This window comes from Xanthomonas sp. NCPPB 3761, assembly GCF_041475705.2.
Taxonomy (GTDB): Bacteria; Pseudomonadota; Gammaproteobacteria; order Xanthomonadales; family Xanthomonadaceae; genus Xanthomonas; species Xanthomonas phaseoli.
On the sequence record NZ_CM191262.1, the window covers coordinates 490,410 to 511,298 of the forward strand.

Sequence of the window (20,889 nt, forward strand, 5' to 3'; positions counted from 1 at the left end):
TCGCCAAAAGGAAACGGCCATGCATTTGTTGATGAAAGGGACTTTGGTTTTGTTGGCTGGCGCATTGTGCAGTTGCACCGCGCCTGCGGGCAGCGGTGGAAAAGAGCCGCAAGCATCAACAGCGCCTTCCGCAGCTGCGAGTTCGGCAAAGATTCGGGAAATTTTGGTGGTGACCAAGGGAAATGGGGCCACAACCCAGAACCGGTCCGAGCCGGTAGGTCCTGACTCACCGATTTCAGTCACAGTGTCAGTCACCCATTCTGGGTCTGAGGTGCCATCTATTTCGCTGCGGTTGATCGATCTGAAGAATGGCCAGGTGCTAGGTGAGAAGGTTCAACCGGTAGCCGCGAATAGTGATTCGGCGCACTTCGAGTTCAAGCCTACTCAGCCTTGGTCTGAGGGGCGCCACTTGTTAGAAGCGCGGCTTGGTAAGACTGGAAAAGTAGTTCAGCGCGAGTTTGACGTGGTGCCAAGCCGGCCCGCTGGTGCTGCCGAAGTTGACGCTAAATCTTAACGCGTGTCGTTTGGTAGGTCTTCCAGTGCATACAAGAATGCATGCAAATCCTGTTGCTCTGCTGCAGTCAGCGAGATAGGTGCGCCACGAGCAAGGCTGCGGTAATAGATCTCGCGTTGGATCGCCTCTTCAAGGCTTCGAACGCTACCATCGTGCATATATGGTGGCGTGCGGGTGACGTTGCGTAGCGTTGGTGTGCGGTAGGCCGCCAAGTCATTGCCTTGGCCGCTGATTGCAAACCGTCCCAATGCGGCAATGTCTGGGTCTGACAAGACTAGCGCAGCTACTGGGACACCCTGCTCGCGCTTGGTTTTAAAGGATTCAATGGTGGTGCCGACTTGCCCAGCCATCCGATCCATCCCGACGTTGGAATGGTGAAACTGATTGTCCGTGAAAGCAGCCGGTGCTCCCTCCAATGCGTGACATGAGGAACATTCGGCTTTCCCCCGGAACACATCCAGGCCGCGGCGCTCTGCCGTTGTCAAGGCAGCGGTATTCCCCGCGACAAAAGCATCGTATCGGCTGCGGCCAGTGGTCACAGAAGCCAGGTAAGCCAAGATGGAACTGGAGATCCGTTCCTGGTCGACATGCTCATTGCCAAATGCCGCTTTAAACCGTATTCGGTAGTCCGGCTTCTGTGACACTGCCCTGATCACCGCACTCATATCGGGTTGAGCCATTTCGGCCTGATTGGTGAAGGCTGCCACCGCAGCTTGGTCCAGCCGCTCCTCGCGACCATCCCAGAAGAAGTGAGTGAAGTGAGGAAGGTCTTGCAAGCTCGGCACGTTCCGGGTGCCAGTGCGTTGACCATAGACAGTGGGAACCGCGACGTCTTGGGCAAACGCCTTGCTGGGGTCATGGCATGAGCTGCAGGCCAGTGTCTGATACGCCCAGGGTTCCGTAGACACTCAAGACCCTCGTTGCGCGTAGCGCCGTTCAAACTCTACAGGGGACAGGTCACCAGTTGAACCGTGGCGGCGGTTGGGGTTGTAGAACATCTCGATGTAGTCGAATACCTCGGCGCGTGCGGCGTCCTTGGTGGGATAGATTCGTCGCCTGATCCGCTCGCGTTTGAGCAGGCCGAAGAAGCTCTCCACGGGTGCGTTGTCGTGGCAGTTGCCACGCCGACTCATGCTGCACACCAAGCCATGGGACGCCAGGAAACTCTGCCAGTCATCGCTGGTGTAGACCGACCCTTGGTCTGAGTGAACCAAGCAACCAGCATTGGGTTTGCGCCGCCACACCGCAGACAACAAGGCCTGCACGACCAACTCGGTGTCGGCCCGATCGCGCATCGCCCAGCCGACGACCTGCCTGGAAAACAGATCGATCACCACAGCCAGGTACATCGGTAATCCCCCCGCCCATTAGCAGACGCCAGAAGTGGAATTTTCTCGTCCCCTTTCCCGAGGAGGTTCCATGAAGAAGTCCCGCTTTACCGACAGCCAGATCATCGCCGTGCTCAAGCAGGCCCAGGCCGGTGCGCCCGTGCCGGAGCTGTGCCGCGAGCACGGCATCAGCTCGGCCACGTTCTACAAGTGGCGCAGCAAGTTCGGCGGCATGGACGTGTCCATGGTCGCGCGCATGAAGGAGCTGGAGGAGGAGAACCGCCGGCTCAAGAAGATGTACGCCGAGGCGCAGCTCAGTACCGACCTGCTGAAGGAAGCGCTCGCAAAAAAATGGTGAGGCCATCTCAGCGACGCGAGATGGCCCAATCGGCAGTCACGAGCGGGCGTACGAACATCCGCCACGCCTGCCAGGCCTTCGCGGTGAGCGAGACCTGCTTCCGCTACCAGGCCAAGGCCAGCGAGCAGAACGCCCGGATCGCCGACTGGCTGGTCCGCCTGACGACCGCCCATCGCGACTGGGGCTTTGGCCTGTGCTACCTGTACCTGCGCAACGTGAAGGGCTTTGGCTGGAATCACAAGCGGGTCTACCGGATCTACCGCGAGCTGGAGTTGAACCTGCGGATCAAGCCGAGGAAGCGGCTGGTGCGTGAGCGGCCCGAGCCTCTGGCGGTGCCGGAGGCTATCAACCAGGTCTGGTCGATGGACTTCATGCACGACCAGTTGGCCGACGGCCGCAGCTTCCGGCTGTTCAATGTGCTCGACGACTTCAATCGCGAGGGGCTGGGGATCGAGGTGGATCTGTCGCTGCCGTCAGCCCGTGTGATCCGATCGCTGGAGCAGATCATCGAGTGGCGCGGCAAGCCCGCCGTGATCCGCTGCGACAACGGCCCTGAATACATCAGTGGCGCGTTGCTGTCCTGGGCGCAGCGGCATGGTATCCGGGTCGAGCACATCCAGCCGGGCAAGCCACAGCAGAACGCCTACGTTGAACGCTACAACCGCACCATCCGCTACGCCTGGCTCGCCCAAACCCTGTTCGACACCATCGACCAGGTGCAGGACAAAGCCACCCGCTGGCTATGGACGTACAACCACGAGCGTCCGAATATGGCGCTCGGCGGCATCACGCCTGCCATGAAGTTGGCGATGGCCGCTTAGCTCCACTTCTGGCGACCGCTAAAAGTGGGGGATTACCCATCCAGCCTTCGTGCGTGCGGATGAAGGTGAAATCGCTCGCCCAGGCCGTGTCCGGCTCGGTCACGTCGAACTGTCGGTCAAGCAGGTTGGCCGCCGCCTTGCACTGCATCCCTCCATGGAAGCGCGGTTTGCGACCATAGCCCACCTGGGCACGCAATCCCTCGGCGCGCATCAATCGATGCACCCGATGGCGACTGCAACGCTCACCCAGATCGCGTAGATCCTTGGCGATCTTGCGATGCCCATACACACTGCCGCTGGCCAGCCAGTGGTGCTTGATCAGCCCCAGCAGGCGTTCGTCTTCCTTGGCGCGCTCACTGTCCGGCGACTTTAGCCACGCGTAGTATCCAGCCCGGTTCACCCGCAACACCCGGCACATCGCACACACCCTGAACTCCCCGCAGTGGGCTTGCATGAAGGCGTACTTTGCCTTTACCCCTTGGCAAAGTACGCGGCGGCCTTTTTTAGGATGTCGCGCTCCTCGGTCACTCGACGCAACTCTGCCTTCAGCCGCCGAACCTCGGCGCTCTGGTCCACCTCGGCGCGCTGTACCACGCCGGGCTTGCCGAACTTGCGCAGCCAGGCGTACAGGCTGTGCGTCGTGACACCCAGCCGCTCGGCGACGTCTGCCACCTTGAACCCACGATCCGTCACTTGCCGGACCGCCTCGATCTTGAACTCATCCGTATACCGCTTGCTGCTCATAGACATCTCCGAATCGACTATTTTCCATGGCCATGAGATGTCTAGGGAAACTCTGAACAATCCGTCCTGATCTGCCACAATCGATCATCGACCCGAGTAGACGATTTCGATGCAGCTGACCTTCGGCGACGCGGAGTACGACGGCAAGCGCAAGCGGACGCGGCGTGAGGTGTTTTTGGCCGAGATGGAGCAGGTCGTGCCGTGGAAGGAGCTGCTGGGGCTGATCGAGCCGCACTATCCGAAGTCGGGGCAACCGGGACGACAGCCGTATCGGCTGGAGACGATGCTGCGCATCCACTTTTTGCAGCAGTGGTATGCATTGAGCGATCCATCGGCGGAAGAAGCCTTGTACGACACGGTGTCGATGCGCCGTTTCGCCAAGATCGGCGGGCTGGATGAGGTGCCGGACGAGACGACGATTCTCAACTTTCGCCATCTGCTGGAGCAGCACGATTTGGCGCGCAAGCTGTTCAATCGGGTGAACGCGCATCTGTCGCGCAAGGGTCAGAGCCTGCGCGGCGGGACGATTGTGGATGCCACGATTATCTCTGCGCCCAGTTCGACCAAGAACAAGGACGGTGAGCGCGATCCGGAGATGCGCCAGACCAAGAAGGGCAACCAATACTTCTTCGGGATGAAGGCGCACATTGGAGTGGATGATGAATCCGGCCTAGTGCACCACGTGGAATGCACGGCAGCCAACGTGGCGGACATCACGCAAGCGCACAAGCTGCTGCATGGCAAGGAAGACACGGTGTGTGGGGACAGCGGCTACACCGGGCTTGAGAAGCGCGATGAGATCAAGGGCAAGCGCAAGCTACGCTACCTGATCGCGGAGAAGCCCTCGAAGCTGAAGCAGATCAAGAACAAGCGCGAACTGAAGTTGGCCAAGCGCTGGGAGCACACCAAGGCCAGCCTGCGTGCGAAGGTGGAACATCCGTTTCGGGTGATCAAGCGCCAGTTTGGCTATGCCAAGGTGCGCTATCGCGGCCTGGTCAAAAACACCGCGCAGGTGCTGACGCTCTTTGCGCTGTCGAACCTGTGGCTGAAGCGGAAGCAGTTGATGCCTGCCGTTGGGAAGTTGTGCCTGTAATGGGGAGAATGCCCCGAGAATGCGCTGGAAACAGCGAAAAACCGAAGGTGTGAGCGTAGTCAGCGCTACCGATGCGGGTCGACGCATCCTCTGGCCGCATTGATCAGACCATCCTTATGTAAGCAATGCGCCGCTGAATTTTGTAGATCCGCTCGGCCTGAGGGAAGGAAGCCCGTCAAACGAAGCAAAACGGCAGCAAATAGCGCTGTGGGCACTTGGCAAGAATGGAAGCGACGCATGGGGGTACTATAAAAATCACTCGTCTCAGTACCCTTCACCTTCATATAAGTGTGCAGCATATGTGTGTGATGCACTTCAGGATGCGGGTGCGAACTCGAATGTTTCTGTGCCCGACGGAAAGGGTGGTAGGGTCGATAGATGTCCGACAGCGGCTGAGTGGGCTAAGGGAAACATAAAGGATTGGCGTACACTTGGGCCTTATGAAGAGCGCGAACCCGGCGATATAGCTGCAATAGCAAGAGGCGGGGAGGGGTATACAGGGCACGCAGCGATTGTTGTACATGACAATAATGGAGCAAACAGCACTATTGGCGCGCATGAATCAACTGTTGGGCCAGTTGGAGCAGATGGCTGGGGAGATTCTTCGATAACCTTTAAGAGGTACACGGGTGAATAAACTGAAGATATTTTTTTTCTTGCTTTTTCTTCTGGCGTCATCCGTAGCTTATGCTTCTGATGAGAGGGGGGAGTGTATTAGGAATGGAGTTGTTGTTGTCGAAATTGCGCGAAGCAAGGCTGATGAAGATCCGAAGATATTAATAAATGGAGTAATTGCTGCCAAGGGAAAGGAATTGTCTGTGATTCGAAATTCTTGTAGTAAATATATGATTGTGATGATTTCGCCAAAATCAACCATGCGTGATTTTATCGATTTCGGATTTTTGGCGTCGAAATCAGGGTTTGCTGAAAATTCCGACGAGTATCTTCCGTTCGTATATTCGTCCGATAGAACTCGTATGACTTACCTTAAAACCATGGCAGTAATTAGATTTACTGATGATCGTGAACAACTTGAGGAAATTGCAGAAATGCCTCCGAAAAAAAGCAAATTTATATAAAGATATATTAGTTATTTAACTGGCGGCACTTCTGTAAATCAATTTTGTAAATAATCCACCTAGATTTGACATCGCCATGACGCATGGGGCTGCCGACGCTTCTATGTCTAGCTCGCACATATCCAAGGTATTAGATAGCGCTTTATCCCCCCAGCGACTGCCCGCCATCCACGGCCAACACTTGCCCGGTGATCCAACTGGCCTGCGGCGATGCCAGAAACAACGCGGCATCGGCAACATGCTGCACCTGCCCGAAGCCACCGAACGGGATGCTGTCGCGGATGCGTGCGTAGAGCTCCGGCTCCTCGCGGCTGCGCGTGGCCCACAAGCCATCGGGGAACTCGATCGATCCAGGCGAGATTGCATTGACGCGAATGCGCTCGCGCGCCAGCTCTGCAGCCAGTGTGGTGGTGTAGTAGTCGAGAGCGGCCTTGGCGGTGGAATAGGCGATCGCGCGCGGGGTAGGGCGTTGCGCATTGATCGAGCTGATGTTGAGGATCACTGCTGCATCGCTGCGGCGCAAATACGGCAGCGCGGCGCGGTTGCAGCGCACCGCGGCCATCAGGTCGACATCCAGTCCGGCCTGCCAGCTTGCATCGTCGTTGCCATGTCCGAAGCCGGAGGCGTTGTTGATCACCACGTCCAGGCCACCCAATGCCTGCGCGGCGGCCTGTACATAGGCATCGATCTGGGTGGCGTCTGCCAGGTCGCAGGCCAGTGCGTGCACCGGAGTGCCATGCGCTGCCAGTGCGTCTGCAGCCTGAGCAAGACCGGCGGCATTGCGCGCGCAAATCGGAGCGTGTGCAGAATTTTGTGTAACCGTGGTTTGGGTTACCGCTGAGGAAGTCGCCCCTCGAACTGGATCGTAAAGCGGTTCAGCGCAGCCTTCCAGTCGCGGATCGGCAGCGTCCATTTCTTGGTGATGTTGCGCAGAGCCAGGTAGAACAGTTTCATCAAGGCTTCGTCGCTGGGGAACGCGCCGCGGTTCTTGGTCAGCTTGCGCAGGCTCATGTTGACCGACTCGATGGCGTTGGTCGTATAGATCACCTTGCGGATCTCCGGTGGGTAGTCGAAGAACGGGATCAGTCGTGACCAATTGCGCCGCCATGACTGGCTGATGGGCGGGTACTGGGCGTCCCACTTGGCCTCGAACTCGGTCAGTGCCTGCTCGGCCTCCTCGACGGTGGCGCAGGCGTAAATGCGCTTGAGATCGGCGGCAACCTCGGCGCGGCGTTTCCACGAGACGTAGTTCAGGCTGTGCCGCACCATGTGCACGATGCACAGCTGCACGGTGGTCTGCGGGAACACCGCCTCGATCGCCTCGGGAAACCCCTTCAGGCCATCGACGCAGGCAATGAAGATGTCCTGCACCCCGCGGTTGCGTAGCTCCGTCACGACTTGCAGCCAAAACTTGGCACCCTCGGCCTGCGCCAGCCATAGGCCCAGCACTTCCTTCTCGCCGCCCATGGTGATGCCGATGGCCAGGTACACCGCCTTGACCCGCACCGCGCCCTCGCGCACTTTGACGTGGATGCAGTCCAGATAGACGATCGGATAGACCGGATCCAGTGGCCGCGCCTGCCACGCCTTGACCTCCTCGACGACCGCATCGGTGACTGAGGAAATCAGACTCGGCGACACCTCGGTGCCGTACATCTCCTCCAGGTGCGACTGGATCTCGCGCACGGTCATGCCGCGCGCGTACAACGACAAGATCTTGTCATCGAAGCCGGCCCAGCGGGTCTGGTGCTTGGGGATCAGCTGTGGCGCGAAGCTGCCGTGGCGATCACGCGGAATCTCGATCGGCAGCTCGCCGAACTCGCCCTTGAGCGTCTTGCGGCTGCGTCCGTTGCGCGTGTTGCCGGCCGCGTTGGCGACCGGCTCATGCTTGTCATGACCGAGGTGTTCGGTCATCTCCGCGTCCAGCGCCCGCTCCACCAACCGCTTGGTCAGCTGCTTGAGCAGGCCGTTCTCGCCGATCAGATCCTCGGGTTTGGTGTAGTTGACCAACAGGCTGCTAAGCAGCTCGTCGGGTACCTCATGTGTGCGTGGGCTCATGGTGTCTCCGGGTTAGGTGGCAGTCTCCTGCCTGTGGCCCGGTTACACAAAATCTAGGACACGCCCGCAAATCGAAACATGTGCGCCACCACGCACGAAGCCTTCTGCGATCGCCAGGCCAATGCCACGGCTGCCGCCGGCGATCAGGACACGTTGCGGGCGTATTGCGGGGGTCGGCATGGCAGGCGCTCCATTGGAAACCAGCATTATCAGACAGCCGGGCAATGCACGGCCGCTGCGTGTATCGCTGACGTCGGCACCTTCCATGAAATAGTTGTGTACGCCCCGCACCTGTAGGTCTGGCTCGACCAGAGCAACGTCACCGGGCTGGCGTTCCAGAACAGCTGTCCGTCGGCATCCAGCCGCAATGCGAGCGGTGCAGGCGGCTCGAGTGGTACGCGCGGTTGGTGGGTGGCTTGCGGCAGATCCACCTCGATTGGTGACGCACCGCATTGCGCAGCGCCGCAGAAAACGGGCATGCGCAAACGCGCGCACCATCACCGCGAACGGTGGCGACCGCTGTCATATCGCTGCCATGTGCGATCGGCGTTGCATGCCCCGCGTGCCTCATCACTGCCGGCGATCAGCTCATGCGTTTTTGCTTGCTCGGCGCTAACCAAACGTTTACACATCGGCGGCGCGCTGCGGGCAAAACGTGCGAGTCATTCAGCGGGATTTGCACATGGAAACCCATATCACCGTGATCGGCGCCGGCTTCTGCGGCACCGCGCTGGTCCGTGCGCTGGCGCAGACGGCCGATGCGCAGGTACGCATCACCCTGGTCGGCGTGGCCGACACCTTTGGCAGCGGGATCGCCTACGGCGCAGCGCGGCCAGAGCATCTGCTCAACGTGCGTGCCAAGGACCTGGGTATCGACGCACAGGCGCCCGGTGCCTTTGCCGATACCTTGCACCTGGGCGAGAGCGGCCGGCTGGAATTCCTGCCGCGGCTGGCGTACGGCGACTATCTGCGCAGCGAACTGGATGCAGCAGTGAGCAGTGCGCAGGCGTCGGTCATGCGGTTATCGCAGGAAGCGGTGGCGGTGGAGCGCGTGCGCAAGGGGTTTCGTGTGTTTCTGGCCAATGGCGATGCCTTCCAGAGCGATCGCGTGGTGCTGGCGGTGGGCGCACTGCAACCGCAGGCGCTGGCGGGTATCGGCCCGCGCTTGAGCGTGCATCCACGTTACATCGGGTGGCCGTGGCAGGGCGATGCATTGGCGCGGTTGTCGCCAGACGACGATGTGTTGATCGTCGGTACCGGGTTGACCATGGTGGACGTGGCGCTGACCTTGCACACGCGCGGTCATCGCGGCCGCCTGCTGGCGATTTCGCGGCGCGGGCTGGCGCCGCAGGCGCATCTGCGCCAGCCCGGCGCTGCATTGGAATTGCCGCCGCATCTGCAGCGTGCGCTCAAGGACGCCGACCTGCGCGGCCTGCTGCGCGGGGTGCGTCAGCTCAGTGCGGTGGTCGACGATTGGCGTCGCGTGGTGGATGCGCTGCGCCCGCATTTGCAGCCGCTGTGGCAGCGCCTGGAACTTCCCCAGCGTGCACGCTTTTTGCGCCATCTGCGCCCGTACTGGGAAGTGGCGCGCCATCGCGTGGCACCCGGTGCGGCCGAACAGCTGGCGCAACTGCAGGCATCGGGCCAGTTGCAGATCGTCTCTGCGCGCCTGCTGCGGGCGCGCTGGGTGCCAGATGGCGTGGAGGCGGTGATCCGCCCGCGTGGTGCTGCCGACGCGCAGACCGGTCATTACGATGCAGTGATTCGCGCCACCGGACTGGACACCGACATCGATCGCACCAGCGATCCCTTGATCGCCGGCATGCGCGAAGCCGGTCTGTTGCGTGCCGATCCCTTGGGCCTGGGCGTGGACACCGATGCGCAACTGCGCGTGCGCGATAGCGCCGGTCAGATCGTGCCGGGACTGTATTGCGTCGGGCCACTGTTGCGGGGGCGTTACTGGGAAATCACCGCCGTGCCCGAGCTGCGCGTGGCCACGCGCGCATTGGCCGACCGCTTGTTGCTGGGCGCAACGCCAGCATTACAGCCCACGCCCGAGCACGTGCCGCGCGAGGTCAATGCGCGTTTGTAGGTGTGGCAATTGACGAGATCCTTGACGATCTCGACCGCGTATCGCGCCGCCTGCGCGTGCGCCGTGATGGCCGACATCTGGATCTGTGCGCGGCGTCCGCCGGCAAGCGCACTCATGCCGCGCGATGCGTAGTGTCGCGCGCGCATGCAGGCCGAACTGGGGCATGTTGGCGGTCCTGGGCGCATGCACGCCCGAGCCATCGCATCCCTCTCTGCCTGGAGTCCACCATGCCGCGTCTTGTTCCTGCCGCGCTGTTCGCCACGCTGTGCGCGTGTGCATTGCCTGCGCTGGCCACCGAATCGCTGAATAACCGTGCCGAAGTTGTCGCTGCCCTGGACGCCGGCTACGACGTCAGTGTGAGCACCGACCTTGCACGGTGCACGCCCGAAGAAGGCACGCCGGCCACCCAGACCCGCGGCGGCCGCCACATCGATGCCTATCGCATCACCGCAGACGGCACCCTGGCCTTTTCCGATGCGCATTTCACCGTGGCCAACGACGGCAAGCCGATCCAGCAATTCATGCGCTACCAATTGCGCCCGGATGACACGCTGCGCTTCACCACCTACATGTACGACTTGCCGGGCCTGCAGCAACGCGGGCCGGTGTTGGCATATCAGTGCAAGATCAATGCAGGTGTGCGCTTCCATGCCGATTGAGCACGGCTGGCAGGACATCCGCTGAGGCGGTTGGTAGCGCTTGCGGTTGCGTGCACCCGGCAACATCGGCAGCAGTGGGTGCCACCTGCGCAGACGCCATCAAGGTCGGCGTGGCGCGTCATTCACTCGGGTGCTGTCGTGGCGTCGTGGCGCCGGTTGCTGTCCACGGCGACAGCAATCGGACCCGCACCCGCACCACCGGCCTGCCAACCGCCGCCCAGCGCCTTGAAGGTCGCAACCGCACTACGCGCAGCCTCGGTGCGCGCCTGCACCTGCGCGTCGGAGGCGCGTAGCAGGCTGTCGTCGGCATTGAGCACTTCGATCAGGCTGACGGTCCCTTTTTCGTAGGCCAGCGCAGAGGCGCTGCGCGCCTTGCCGAGTGCATCCACGCCCTGCGTCAGCACCGCTGCTTGCTGCTCGCGTTTGATCAGTGCGGTGAACGCATTTTCGACGTCTTCGGTGGCGCGCAGTACCGCCAGGCGGTAGGCCGCCAGTTGTTCGGCTTGCTGGCCCTTGGCCTGCGCGATCTGCGCATTGATGCGGCCGAAGTCGAACAGCCGCCAGCGCAGGCCGAGCACGCCGGACGATTGCGCGGCGTCGCTGGTAAACAGGTTCGCACCGGAGATGGCCGTGGCGCTGCCAAGCAGGCCGCTGAGCGAAAATTTGGGGTAGTACTCGGCCATCGCCACGCCGATGCGCGCGTTGGAGGCGGCCAGCCGGCGCTCGGCCACGATCAGGTCGGGCCGGCGCCGTAGCAGGTCGCCGGGGGTACCGCTGTCGGCGATCTGCGGGGCCGGCGGAATGGGTCTGGTTGCCGACAGCTCGGTGCGGTGCGTGCCGGGTGGCACGCCAAGCATCACGTCCAGCGCGTTCATTGCCGCAGCCAGGCCTGCTTCCAGAGGCGGCACGCCGGCTTGCGCCTGCGCAAGCGCGCCCTGGGCCTGCTGCAGTTGCAGCTCGGCGGCCAGGCCCTTGCCGTGCAGCAGCGTCACCATCGAGAGCAGGCCCTGCTGGGTGGTCACCTGGCGCCGGGCCACGTCCAGTCGCGCCTGCAAGCCGCGGACGCTGATGTAGATATCGGCGGTCTGCGCGGCAACTGCCAGACGGGTGGCGGCAGCACCTGCTTCGGTGGCCTGGTAGTCGGCCATGGCCGCCTGGCGGCCGCGGCGCAGGCCCCCGAACAGGTCCAGCTCCCAGCTGGCACCCAGGTTGGCTTCGTAGATGCTGGCGTAGCGATCGAAGTTGGGGGTGCTGTCGAGCACCTGGCCTAGCGGTGTTTCCAGCGACTGGTAGGCGCGCGTGCCGCTGCCGCTGATGTTGCCGGCCGGTAGCAGCGCGGCGGTGGCGGCACTCAGCCCGGCGCGCGCCTGGGCCACGCGCGCCCCGGCTTGGGCCAGGTCCAGGTTTTGTGCCAGCGCCGCGTTGACGTAGCGGCTCAGGTCGGGATCGTTGAAGCCGTCCCACCAGGTCGGCAGGTTGGCGGGCACTGCGGCCTGGCGCTGTGCGATGTCTGCCTGGCCGATGTAGCGGTCCGGCAGTGGCGCGTCCGGCCGGGCGTAGTCGGGACCAACCGCGCAGCCTGTGACGAGGCTGGCGGCAACGAGCGCTGCGAGGGTGCGGAGTGACGACATGGCAGGGCCGAGTGACGGATGGTGAGTGACTATAGTACGAAATAGTCACTTTTGTAAGTCACACACGACGGCGCTAAGCTGTCGCGATGAGCAAAGCATCCAACTATCCCGTGTCGGGCCGCGGCCCGGCCGACCATGATGTCCGCGACCAGATCGTCGTGGCCGCCACCGAGCATTTCAGCCGCTATGGCTACGAAAAGACGGCCGTGTCCGACCTGGCAAGGGAGATCGGTTTTTCCAAGGCCTACATCTACAAGTTCTTCGAGTCCAAGCAGGCCATCGGCGAGATGATCTGCTCGCACTGCCTGGGGGAGATCGAGGCCGAAGTACTGGCCGCGGTGTCTGCTGCGGCCTCGCCGCCAGAGAAATTGCGTAGCCTTTTCAGGGCCATCATCGAGGCGAGCCTGCGGCTGTATTCGCGCGAGCGCAAGTTGTACGAGATCGCCACCTCGGCCGCGACCGAGCGCTGGCCGCCGGTCATCGCGTACGAGGGCCACATCCAGGCACTGCTGCAGGAGATCCTGGTGCAAGGGCGCCAGAACGGTGATTTCGAGCGCAAGACGCCGCTGGACGAACTGACCCAGGCCACCTATCTGGTGATGCGTCCTTACATCAACCCGGTGCTGCTGCAGCACAGCCTGGATCATGCCGGCGACGTGCCGCTGCTGTTGTCCAGCCTGGTATTGCGGAGCCTGTCGCCATAAAAACCGGTTGTGACTATTGACTGATTTGGTCACAAGTCTCAGGATGCGAGCCTTCATCCGATCGCTCCGGGATTTCCATGCGTCGCCGCCGCCTTGTCGCCTCTACCCTCTTTTGTGTCCTGCCGCTGGCGCTGAGCGCCTGCGGTGGCAAGGCGCAGACCGATCCACGCACCGCCGCACCGCTGGTACGGGCGGCCACTGTGGGCGACGCCAGCAGTGCGGCGCGCAGCTTCTCCGGCACGGTCGCGGCGCGGGTCCAGAGCGATCTGGGCTTCCGCGTGGCCGGCAAGGTGTCCGAGCGGCTGGTCGATGCCGGACAGCGCGTCAAGCGCGGGCAAGCGCTGATGCGCATCGACCCGGTGGATCTGCAGCTGGCTGCCCGTGCGCAGCAGGACGCGGTGGCCGCCGCGCGCGCCCGCGCGCAGCAGACCGCCGAAGATGAGGCCCGCTACCGTGATCTGCGCGGCACCGGCGCCATCTCAGCCTCGGCCTACGACCAGATCAAGGCCGCCGCCGATGCGGCCAAGGCGCAGCTGAGCGCCGCCCAGGCCCAGGCCGACGTGGCGCGCAACGCCAACCGCTACACCGACCTGCTGGCCGATGCCGATGGCGTGGTGATGGAAACGCTGGTCGAGCCGGGCCAGGTGGTCGCGGCCGGGCAGACGGTGGTGCGGCTGGCGCACGTCGGCCCGCGTGAGGCGGTGATCCAGCTGCCGGAAACCCTGCGCCCGCAGGTCGGCTCGGTGGCCCAGGCCACGCTGTTCGGCAACGCCGCCGTCAGCGTGCCGGCCACCTTGCGCCAGCTGTCCGAGAGTGCCGACCGGCTCACGCGCACCTTCGAGGCACGCTACGTGCTGGACGGCGCGCTGGCGCAGGCGCCGCTCGGCACCACGGTCAGCGTGCGCGTACCCGGCGGCACCGCCTCGGCGAACCAGGCCGGCCTGCAGGTACCGCTGGCCGCGCTGTTCGACGCCGGCAAGGGGCCGGGCGTGTGGGTGATTGCCGGCAACCCGACCAAGGTGAGCTGGCGGCCGGTCACGGTGCTGGGCCTGGACGATGACCACGCCAACGTTACCGGCAAGCTGGCACGCGGCGAGCGCATCGTGGCGTTGGGGGCGCATCTGTTGCGCGAAGGCGAGCAGGTTCGCATAGCCGGCGAAAGCGCGGCCGGTCGCAGCACGGCCAGTGCTGGCAGCACCGTCAAGGCGACAGGAGCGCAGCCGTGAGCGAGGGCCGATTCAATCTGTCGGCGCTCGCCGTACGCGAGCGCTCGATCACGCTGTTTTTGATCTTCCTGATTTCGCTGGCCGGCCTGGTCGCGTTTCTCAAGCTCGGTCGCGCCGAAGATCCGGCCTTCACCATCAAGGTGATGACGATCGTGACCGCCTGGCCGGGCGCCACGCCGCAGGAAATGCAGGACCAGGTGGCCGAGAAACTCGAAAAGCGCATGCAGGAATTGCGCTGGTACGACCGTACCGAAACCTACACGCGCCCGGGTCTTGCATTTACGACGCTGACCTTGATGGACAGCACCCCGCCTGGTGAGGTGCAGGAGCAGTTCTATCAGGCGCGCAAGAAGGCCGGCGATGAAGTGGCCAACCTGCCGGCAGGCGTGATCGGGCCGCTGATCAACGACGAATATGCCGACGTCACCTTCGCGCTGTTCGCGCTCAAGGCCAAGGGCGAGCCGCAGCGCTTGCTGGCACGCGATGCCGAGACCCTGCGCCAGCGCATCCTGCACGTGCCGGGCGTCAAGAAGGTCAACATCATCGGCGAGCAGCCCGAGCGCATCTTTGTCGAGTTCTCGCACGAGCGTCTGGCCACGCTGGGCGTCAGCCCGCAGGACGTGTTTGCCGCCCTCAACGCGCAAAACGCGTTGAATGCCGCCGGGTCGGTGGAAACGCGCGGGCCACAGGTGTTCATTCGCCTGGATGGCGCGCTCGACAGCCTGCAGAAGATCCGCGACACCCCGTTGGTGGTGCAGGGCCGCACGCTGAAATTGTCCGATATCGCCACCGTCGAACGCGGCTACGAAGATCCGTCCACCTTCATGATCCGCAGCGGCGGCGAACCGGCGTTGTTGCTGGGCATCATCATGCGCGATGGCTGGAACGGCCTGGATCTGGGTAAATCGCTCGACGCCGAAGTCGGCGCAATCAATGCCGAACTGCCGCTTGGCATGCGCCTGAGCAAGGTCACCGACCAGGCGGTCAACATCGACGCGTCGGTCGGCGAGTTCATGACCAAGTTCTTCGTCGCGCTGCTGGTGGTGATGCTGGTGTGCTTCGTCAGCATGGGCTGGCGGGTGGGCATCGTGGTGGCGGCAGCCGTGCCGCTGACGCTGGCGGCGGTGTTCGTGGTGATGCTGGCCACCGGCAAGAATTTCGACCGCATCACGTTGGGCTCGCTGATCCTGGCGCTGGGCTTGCTGGTGGACGACGCCATCATCGCCATCGAGATGATGGTGGTGAAGATGGAAGAAGGCTATAGCCGCGTTGCCGCCTCGGCGTACGCGTGGAGCCACACCGCTGCGCCGATGTTGTCCGGCACCCTGGTCACCGCGGTGGGCTTCATGCCGAACGGATTTGCCGCCTCCACGGCTGGCGAATACACCAGCAACATGTTCTGGATCGTGGGTATCGCGTTGATCGTGTCGTGGGTGGTGGCGGTGGTGTTCACGCCCTATCTGGGCGTCAAGATGCTGCCCGACTTGAAAAAGGTCGAAGGCGGCCACGCGGCGATGTACGACACGCCACGCTACAACCGCTTTCGCCAAGCGCTGGGCCGCGTGATTGCCCGCAAGTGGCTGGTGGCCGGTTCGGTGGTGGGACTGTTCGTGCTGGCCATCGTGGGCATGGGCATCGTCAAGAAGCAGTTCTTCCCGATCTCCGACCGCCCCGAAGTGCTGGTCGAAGTGCAGCTGCCGTACGGCACCTCGATCAACCAGACCAGCGCGGCGGCCGCCAAGGTGGAAGCCTGGCTGTCCAAGCAGAAGGAAGCGAAGATCGTGACCGCCTACATCGGTCAGGGTGCGCCGCGCTTCTTCCTGGCGATGGGCCCGGAACTGCCGGACCCATCGTTCGCCAAGATCGTGGTGCGTACCGACGACCAGCACGAGCGCGATGCGCTGAAATTGCGCTTGCGTGAAGCGATCGCGCAAGGCCTGGCATCGGAAGCGCGCGTGCGCGTGACGCAATTGACCTTCGGCCCGTATTCGAAATTTCCGGTGGCCTACCGGGTGAGCGGTCCCGACCCGACGGTGCTGCGCGGCATCGCGGCGCAGGTCATGCAGGTGATGCAGGACAGCCCGATGCTGCGCACCGTCAATACCGACTGGGGCGTGCGCACACCGACCCTGCATTTCAGCCTGGACCAGGACCGCCTGCAGGCAGTGGGGCTGACCTCGACCGCGGTTGCCCAGCAGTTGCAGTTCCTGCTGACCGGCGTGCCGATCACGCTGGTGCGCGAGGATATCCGCAGCGTGCAGGTGGTGGCGCGTTCGGCCGGCGATACCCGCTTGGATCCGGCCCGCATCGCCGACTTCACCCTGGCCGGCGGCAATGGCCAACGCGTCCCGCTGGCGCAGGTGGGCAAGGTGGATGTGCGCATGGAAGAACCGGTCATGCGGCGCCGCGATCGGGTGCCGACGATCACCGTGGGCGGCGATGTCGACGACCAGCTGCAGCCGCCGGATGTCTCGGCGGCGATCACCCAGCAACTGCAGCCGATCATCGACAAATTGCCCAGCGGGTATCAGATCAAGGAGGCGGGCTCCATCGAGGAGTCCGGCAAGGCCACCACCGCGATGCTGCCGTTGTTCCCGATCATGCTGGCGGCCACGTTGCTCATCATCATCCTGCAGGTGCGTTCGATCTCGGCGATGGTGATGGTGTTTCTCACCAGCCCGCTCGGCCTGATCGGCGTGGTGCCGACCTTGATCCTGTTCCAGCAGCCGTTCGGCATCAATGCGCTGGTGGGGTTGATTGCGCTGTCGGGCATCCTGATGCGCAACACGCTGATCCTGATCGGTCAGATCCATCACAACGAAGCCGAAGGATTGGATCCGTTCCATGCATTGGTGGAAGCCACCGTGCAGCGTACGCGTCCGGTGATTTTGACGGCACTGGCGGCGATCCTGGCATTCATCCCGCTTACCCATTCGGTGTTCTGGGGCACCCTGGCCTACACCCTGATCGGCGGCACGTTGGCCGGCACCGTGTTGACCCTGGTGTTCCTGCCGGCGATGTATTCGATCTGGTTCAAGATCCGGCCCGATCCCGGTAGTGGGAATAACGCACCGGAAATTGCCCAGCGTGCATGACGCCCCTCTGCGACGGTGGCCACGCTGCCGTCGCAGCGCGATGTCGCCCTCCATCGCCACCGCCTTCCAGGCGCACGCGCTGCAGGCAGCACGCGTACCGCCGATGTCTTTCTCTTGATCGAAGGAACCGCAATGCAACAGCAGACCGTTGTGCTGATCACTGGCGTGTCGTCCGGCATTGGCCGTGCCGCCGCAGAACACTTCGCCCGAACCGGCTGCATCGTTTACGGCAGCGTGCGTCACCTGGCCGGTGCCACGCCGTTGACGGCCGTGGAGCTGGTGGAAATGGATATCCGCGATGCCGCGTCGGTGCAGCGTGCGGTCGATGGCATCATCGCCCGCGCGGGCCGCATCGATGTGCTGGTCAACAACGCAGGCACCAATCTTGTCGGTGCCATTGAAGAAACCAGCGTCGATGAAGCGGCCGCCTTATTCGACATCAACGTACTCGGCATCCTGCGCACCGTGCAGGCCGTGCTGCCGCACATGCGCGCACGCGGCCAGGGCCGCATCGTCAATGTCAGCTCGGTGCTGGGGTTCCTGCCGGCGCCGTACATGGGTGTGTATGCCGCTTCCAAGCATGCGGTGGAAGGGCTGTCGGAAACGCTGGATCACGAGCTGCGCCAATTCGGCATCCGCGTGACGCTGGTAGAGCCTGCGTATACGAAAACCAGCCTGGGCAGCAATTCGCCGGTGGTGCAGGCCGCCATCGCCGACTACGACCGCGAGCGCGGCGTGGTGGCGCGGGCAGTCACGCACAGCATCGACACCGCGCCGGAACCGCATGGCGTGGCCGCCACGGTGGTGGAGGCGGCGCTGGGCAGGTGGCGCATGCGCCGCACACCCGCCGGGCAAGCATCGCTGCTGAGCAAGCTGCGCCGGTTCCTGCCCGCCAGCGCGGTGGACCGCAGCCTGCGCAAGCAGCTCGGGCTGCGATGAGATGCGTCAGGGCATCGGTGCGGCCGAAAACGCGAGGATTGGGCCGTACCGCGTGATTGCATCGTCCAGGCGCGCATGTCGCCATGTGGCGATTCTGCGGCGCCAGGCGATGCTGGATTCACCGAGGATGCCGGCTTGGCCTCACAATAGGCGGCCAGTTCCCACCACCGATGTCGCCATGCGCAAGACCTACCAGCTCAGCCTCGAAGGCAAGAACCGCGATCGTCTGCTGGAATCCAGCAAGCACGATATCCGCAAGTACATCCGCCGCGAGCGCCGCAAGGAGCTGCCGGCCGGCGCGGACTACTGGGACTTCGACATGCGCTTCGGTGTGGATGAAGCCAGTGCCGTGGCGCTGCCGCCGGCCGAGCTGATCCGCTCGATCAACGCACTCGTTGCCGACGGTGGCGAGCAGTTCTTCGTCGAAATCCTGCGCAAGCCGGGCAAGCGCACGCCACGCGCAGAGAGCGATCATGCGCTCGGCGATGGCGAGCTGGATTTCGAGCAGGATTGAGGTTTCGCCCTCGTCCCGTTGGCGGTGCACCGCTGCGGGACGAGGGGTTCCTGGCGCAATTTCTGACCGCATCGCATTGGACGGGTGAGGCGCCGGGCATCGCCGATGGCAACTGGCGGGCTACAGGAGGCCTGCGGTGCCCTGCGGTTGCGAGCGTTCCTGAGCGGTGCGCCGATGACGCGACCACCGGCCAAACCTGCTGGTGCGCGATAGCGGGCACTTACCGCTCGGACGCAGCGGTTTGCGCGGGCCGTGGCTAACTGACTGCCGTTGCGCCTGCGCGTTGCGTTTCGTTGGGCGGTTGCGCCTCACGCATGTTGTGCGCATTCGGCTGCCAGGCCCGGCGGTTGCTGGTCAGTCCGCGCCGCAGTGCGACGGTGTGGGCACCGTCATCACGCGCCGGTGCCACGGCTGCTCGCGACGGTGCGTCCGCTACTTCAGCCCGGCTTGTCAGCCTGCGCCTGCGCCGCGGCGCGTAATTTGTCCTTCTTGCTCGGCCGCTTGCCCTTGATGCCGCCGTTGTCATCCGCTGCACGCAGCGCGGTGCCGGGCGCATGGTCGGAGGCAGGCGCCTGGACCGGGGTCGGCTCGAAACCTTCGACCACACTGGTCGGCACGCGCAGGCCCTGGCGTTTTTCGATCAACCGCCACTGTTGGGCGCTATCTGCGGTGACAAAGCTGATCGCCACGCCGCTGGCACCGGCGCGTGCGGTGCGGCCGATGCGGTGGGTGTAGTCGACAGTGGAGCGTGGCAGATCGTAATTGAGCACCGCCGGCAGGGCGTCGACGTCGATGCCGCGCCCGGCCAGGTCGGTAGCCACCAGCACCTGTACCTCGGCCTGTTTGAAGGCGCGCAGCGTGCGTTCGCGACGGCCCTGGCTCAATTCGCCGTGCAGCGGCAAGGCGGCGATGCCGGTCTTGCTCAGTTTCTCTGCCACCTTGTCGGCGCTGTGGCGGCTGGCGACGAACACCAGCAGTTGCGGCCACGCGTGTTCCAGCAGCAGGTGACGCAGCAGCTGGGTGCGCTGGCCGGCATCCACTGCGATGGCGCGTTGCGCGATCGCCGGTGCGTGTTCGGGCGTGGCATCGATGGTGATGCGCAACGGATCGCGCAGCCGACGCTTGGCCAGCGACGCGATGGCGGCTGGGAAGGTGGCCGAGACCAGCACGCTCTGCCGCTGCGCCGGCAGCAAGGCCAGGATGCGATCGAGCTCGGCGCCAAAGCCCAGCTCGAGCAGGCGATCGGCTTCGTCCAGCACCAGCGTGCTTACCTGCGAGAGGCGCAGCGCGTTGTGCTCGACCAGATCCAGCAAGTGTCCGGGCGTGGCCACCACGATGTCGGCGCCGCCACGCAAGGCCAGCAACTGCGGATTGATCGAACTGCCGCCAGTGGCCACCACCGTCTTCAGGCGACGCGGAAGATGCGCGGCCAGCTGGCGCAGCGTGTTGTCCACCTGCGCGGCGAGTTCACGCGTAGGCACCAATACCAGCGCACCCAGCACGCGTGGGGCAGTCTCGGGTGCCAGGCAGCGTTGATGCAGCAATGGCAGCGCATAGGCCAGGGTCTTGCCCGAGCCGGTCTGCGCCATCGCAATCAGGTCGCGCCCGGCCAGCATCGGCGGAATCGCCTGCTGCTGGATCGGCGTGGGCGTGCGCACGCCGGCCTTGGCCAGCGCGATAGCAAAGAACGGCTGTAGCTGCGGCGACAGCGAGAGATCGGAAAAGGGCATGCGCCCATTATCCAGGCATTCGTGCCGCAATGGCCGGTGGTGCCGCACGCCAGGCTGCTGTCGGGTAATGCCTCGAACGTCCGTGATGAGGCGATGGCGACAGCAGCCATGTCTGGTATCCCAGCGCCGTCGATCGAAGACGACTCGCATGCGCTGGGCAAGCGCATTGCATGGGACGCCCGCCCACTGCGCAGCGCTCACAACCCTGCGCACCGACACCTCCACTGGCCCTTGCACGCCAATCGGCAATGGATCCTTTGCGGCATGGATGCCGCAGAAAAGCAGAGCCGGCTGCGCTCACCTG

General features: G+C 63.7%; 15 protein-coding genes and 5 pseudogenes. 11 read left to right on the forward strand and 9 right to left on the reverse strand.

Annotated elements, in window-relative coordinates; all coding sequences use genetic code 11:
* Positions 1 to 19 precede the first annotated feature (19 nt).
* Positions 20 to 514 carry a hypothetical protein gene (locus tag ACCQ00_RS02150; protein WP_127446450.1) on the forward strand — a complete coding sequence of 165 codons (495 nt, stop codon included), beginning with the start codon at positions 20 to 22 and terminating at the stop codon, positions 512 to 514.
* Here ACCQ00_RS02150 and ACCQ00_RS02155 read toward each other — a convergent pair.
* A complete protein-coding gene (locus tag ACCQ00_RS02155) occupies positions 511 to 1,422 on the reverse strand; it encodes a cytochrome-c peroxidase (protein WP_236493348.1) in 912 nt (303 codons plus the stop codon). The two genes, ACCQ00_RS02150 and ACCQ00_RS02155, sit on opposite strands and share 4 nt — an antisense overlap.
* Positions 1,423 to 1,863 (reverse strand): annotated as a pseudogene (locus ACCQ00_RS02160) (IS3 family transposase); the annotation flags it as partial.
* Between the two features lie 70 nt (positions 1,864 to 1,933).
* On the opposite strand from ACCQ00_RS02160, the gene ACCQ00_RS02165 reads away from it, so the two are divergent.
* Positions 1,934 to 3,021 (forward strand): IS3-like element ISXac2 family transposase gene (locus ACCQ00_RS02165; protein ID WP_087944778.1). Its coding sequence is split into 2 segments (ribosomal slippage): positions 1,934 to 2,186 and positions 2,186 to 3,021, totalling 1,089 coding nucleotides; the frame shifts between segments, so codons are not numbered across the junction.
* Between the two features lie 37 nt (positions 3,022 to 3,058).
* On the opposite strand, the pseudogene ACCQ00_RS02170 reads toward ACCQ00_RS02165, so the two are convergent.
* Positions 3,059 to 3,765 (reverse strand): annotated as a pseudogene (locus tag ACCQ00_RS02170) (IS3 family transposase); the annotation flags it as partial.
* A 109-nt stretch (positions 3,766 to 3,874) separates the two neighbouring features.
* On the opposite strand from ACCQ00_RS02170, the gene ACCQ00_RS02175 reads away from it, so the two are divergent.
* Positions 3,875 to 4,858, forward strand: a complete 984-nt coding sequence (locus tag ACCQ00_RS02175) for an IS5-like element ISXfu1 family transposase (RefSeq protein ID WP_022557821.1) — start codon at positions 3,875 to 3,877, stop codon at positions 4,856 to 4,858.
* A gap of 629 nt (positions 4,859 to 5,487) precedes the next feature.
* Positions 5,488 to 5,937 (forward strand): hypothetical protein, encoded by a 450-nt coding sequence (locus ACCQ00_RS02180; RefSeq protein WP_127446451.1) that lies wholly within the window; start codon positions 5,488 to 5,490, stop codon positions 5,935 to 5,937.
* Positions 5,938 to 6,079: 142 nt separating this feature from the next.
* Here the strand turns inward: ACCQ00_RS02180 and ACCQ00_RS02185 are convergent.
* From ACCQ00_RS02185 to ACCQ00_RS02200, 4 genes and pseudogenes are all read right to left on the reverse strand, one after another.
* A pseudogene (locus ACCQ00_RS02185) lies at positions 6,080 to 6,742 on the reverse strand (SDR family NAD(P)-dependent oxidoreductase); the annotation flags it as partial.
* Positions 6,743 to 6,768: 26 nt separating this feature from the next.
* Complete coding sequence (locus ACCQ00_RS02190) at positions 6,769 to 7,995, reverse strand: IS256-like element ISXax1 family transposase (protein WP_011345585.1); 1,227 nt, start codon at positions 7,993 to 7,995, stop codon at positions 6,769 to 6,771.
* A 60-nt stretch (positions 7,996 to 8,055) separates the two neighbouring features.
* Positions 8,056 to 8,175: pseudogene (locus ACCQ00_RS02195) on the reverse strand (3-oxoacyl-ACP reductase); the annotation flags it as partial.
* Between the two features lie 134 nt (positions 8,176 to 8,309).
* A pseudogene (locus ACCQ00_RS02200) lies at positions 8,310 to 8,432 on the reverse strand (ExbD/TolR family protein); the annotation flags it as partial.
* A 245-nt stretch (positions 8,433 to 8,677) separates the two neighbouring features.
* Here ACCQ00_RS02200 and ACCQ00_RS02205 point away from each other — a divergent pair.
* Both ACCQ00_RS02205 and ACCQ00_RS02210 read left to right on the forward strand, forming a co-directional pair.
* Positions 8,678 to 10,087, forward strand: coding sequence for an FAD/NAD(P)-binding protein (locus tag ACCQ00_RS02205; protein WP_039567344.1), 1,410 nt, complete (start codon positions 8,678 to 8,680; stop codon positions 10,085 to 10,087).
* Between the two features lie 227 nt (positions 10,088 to 10,314).
* Positions 10,315 to 10,746 carry a VirK family protein gene (locus ACCQ00_RS02210; protein WP_017156537.1) on the forward strand — a complete coding sequence of 144 codons (432 nt, stop codon included), beginning with the start codon at positions 10,315 to 10,317 and terminating at the stop codon, positions 10,744 to 10,746.
* A 122-nt stretch (positions 10,747 to 10,868) separates the two neighbouring features.
* Here the strand turns inward: ACCQ00_RS02210 and ACCQ00_RS02215 are convergent, their stop codons facing one another.
* Positions 10,869 to 12,377 (reverse strand): efflux transporter outer membrane subunit, encoded by a 1,509-nt coding sequence (locus ACCQ00_RS02215; RefSeq protein ID WP_039587859.1) that lies wholly within the window; start codon positions 12,375 to 12,377, stop codon positions 10,869 to 10,871.
* Between the two features lie 86 nt (positions 12,378 to 12,463).
* On the opposite strand from ACCQ00_RS02215, the gene ACCQ00_RS02220 reads away from it, so the two are divergent.
* From ACCQ00_RS02220 to ACCQ00_RS02240, 5 genes are all read left to right on the forward strand, one after another.
* Positions 12,464 to 13,081, forward strand: a complete 618-nt coding sequence (locus tag ACCQ00_RS02220; protein ID WP_039567354.1) for a TetR/AcrR family transcriptional regulator — start codon at positions 12,464 to 12,466, stop codon at positions 13,079 to 13,081.
* A 77-nt stretch (positions 13,082 to 13,158) separates the two neighbouring features.
* Complete coding sequence (locus ACCQ00_RS02225; RefSeq protein WP_039567356.1) at positions 13,159 to 14,307, forward strand: efflux RND transporter periplasmic adaptor subunit; 1,149 nt, start codon at positions 13,159 to 13,161, stop codon at positions 14,305 to 14,307.
* Entirely contained in the window at positions 14,304 to 17,402 is a 3,099-nt protein-coding gene (locus ACCQ00_RS02230; RefSeq protein WP_039567359.1) for an efflux RND transporter permease subunit, read from the forward strand. Before ACCQ00_RS02225 ends, ACCQ00_RS02230 begins: the two co-directional genes overlap by 4 nt.
* Before the next feature lie 15 nt (positions 17,403 to 17,417).
* On the forward strand, positions 17,418 to 18,341 hold the full coding sequence (locus tag ACCQ00_RS02235) for an oxidoreductase (RefSeq protein WP_039567362.1): 924 nt from the start codon (positions 17,418 to 17,420) through the stop codon (positions 18,339 to 18,341).
* Between the two features lie 178 nt (positions 18,342 to 18,519).
* A complete protein-coding gene (locus ACCQ00_RS02240; RefSeq protein ID WP_039567365.1) occupies positions 18,520 to 18,855 on the forward strand; it encodes a DUF6172 family protein in 336 nt (111 codons plus the stop codon).
* Positions 18,856 to 19,292: 437 nt separating this feature from the next.
* Here the strand turns inward: ACCQ00_RS02240 and ACCQ00_RS02245 are convergent, their stop codons facing one another.
* Complete coding sequence (locus ACCQ00_RS02245) at positions 19,293 to 20,585, reverse strand: DEAD/DEAH box helicase (RefSeq protein ID WP_039567368.1); 1,293 nt, start codon at positions 20,583 to 20,585, stop codon at positions 19,293 to 19,295.
* Positions 20,586 to 20,889: the final 304 nt, after the last annotated feature.

Coding starts and splice junctions, on each gene's coding strand:
- ACCQ00_RS02215 (WP_039587859.1), bottom strand. CDS start 12,377: ATGTCGTCACTCCGCACCCTCGCAGCGCTCGTTGCCGCCAGCCTCGTC.
- ACCQ00_RS02240 (WP_039567365.1), top strand. CDS start 18,520: ATGCGCAAGACCTACCAGCTCAGCCTCGAAGGCAAGAACCGCGATCGT.
- ACCQ00_RS02175 (WP_022557821.1), top strand. CDS start 3,875: ATGCAGCTGACCTTCGGCGACGCGGAGTACGACGGCAAGCGCAAGCGG.
- ACCQ00_RS02190 (WP_011345585.1), bottom strand. CDS start 7,995: ATGAGCCCACGCACACATGAGGTACCCGACGAGCTGCTTAGCAGCCTG.
- ACCQ00_RS02210 (WP_017156537.1), top strand. CDS start 10,315: ATGCCGCGTCTTGTTCCTGCCGCGCTGTTCGCCACGCTGTGCGCGTGT.
- ACCQ00_RS02225 (WP_039567356.1), top strand. CDS start 13,159: ATGCGTCGCCGCCGCCTTGTCGCCTCTACCCTCTTTTGTGTCCTGCCG.
- ACCQ00_RS02150 (WP_127446450.1), top strand. CDS start 20: ATGCATTTGTTGATGAAAGGGACTTTGGTTTTGTTGGCTGGCGCATTG.
- ACCQ00_RS02245 (WP_039567368.1), bottom strand. CDS start 20,585: ATGCCCTTTTCCGATCTCTCGCTGTCGCCGCAGCTACAGCCGTTCTTT.
- ACCQ00_RS02220 (WP_039567354.1), top strand. CDS start 12,464: ATGAGCAAAGCATCCAACTATCCCGTGTCGGGCCGCGGCCCGGCCGAC.
- ACCQ00_RS02205 (WP_039567344.1), top strand. CDS start 8,678: ATGGAAACCCATATCACCGTGATCGGCGCCGGCTTCTGCGGCACCGCG.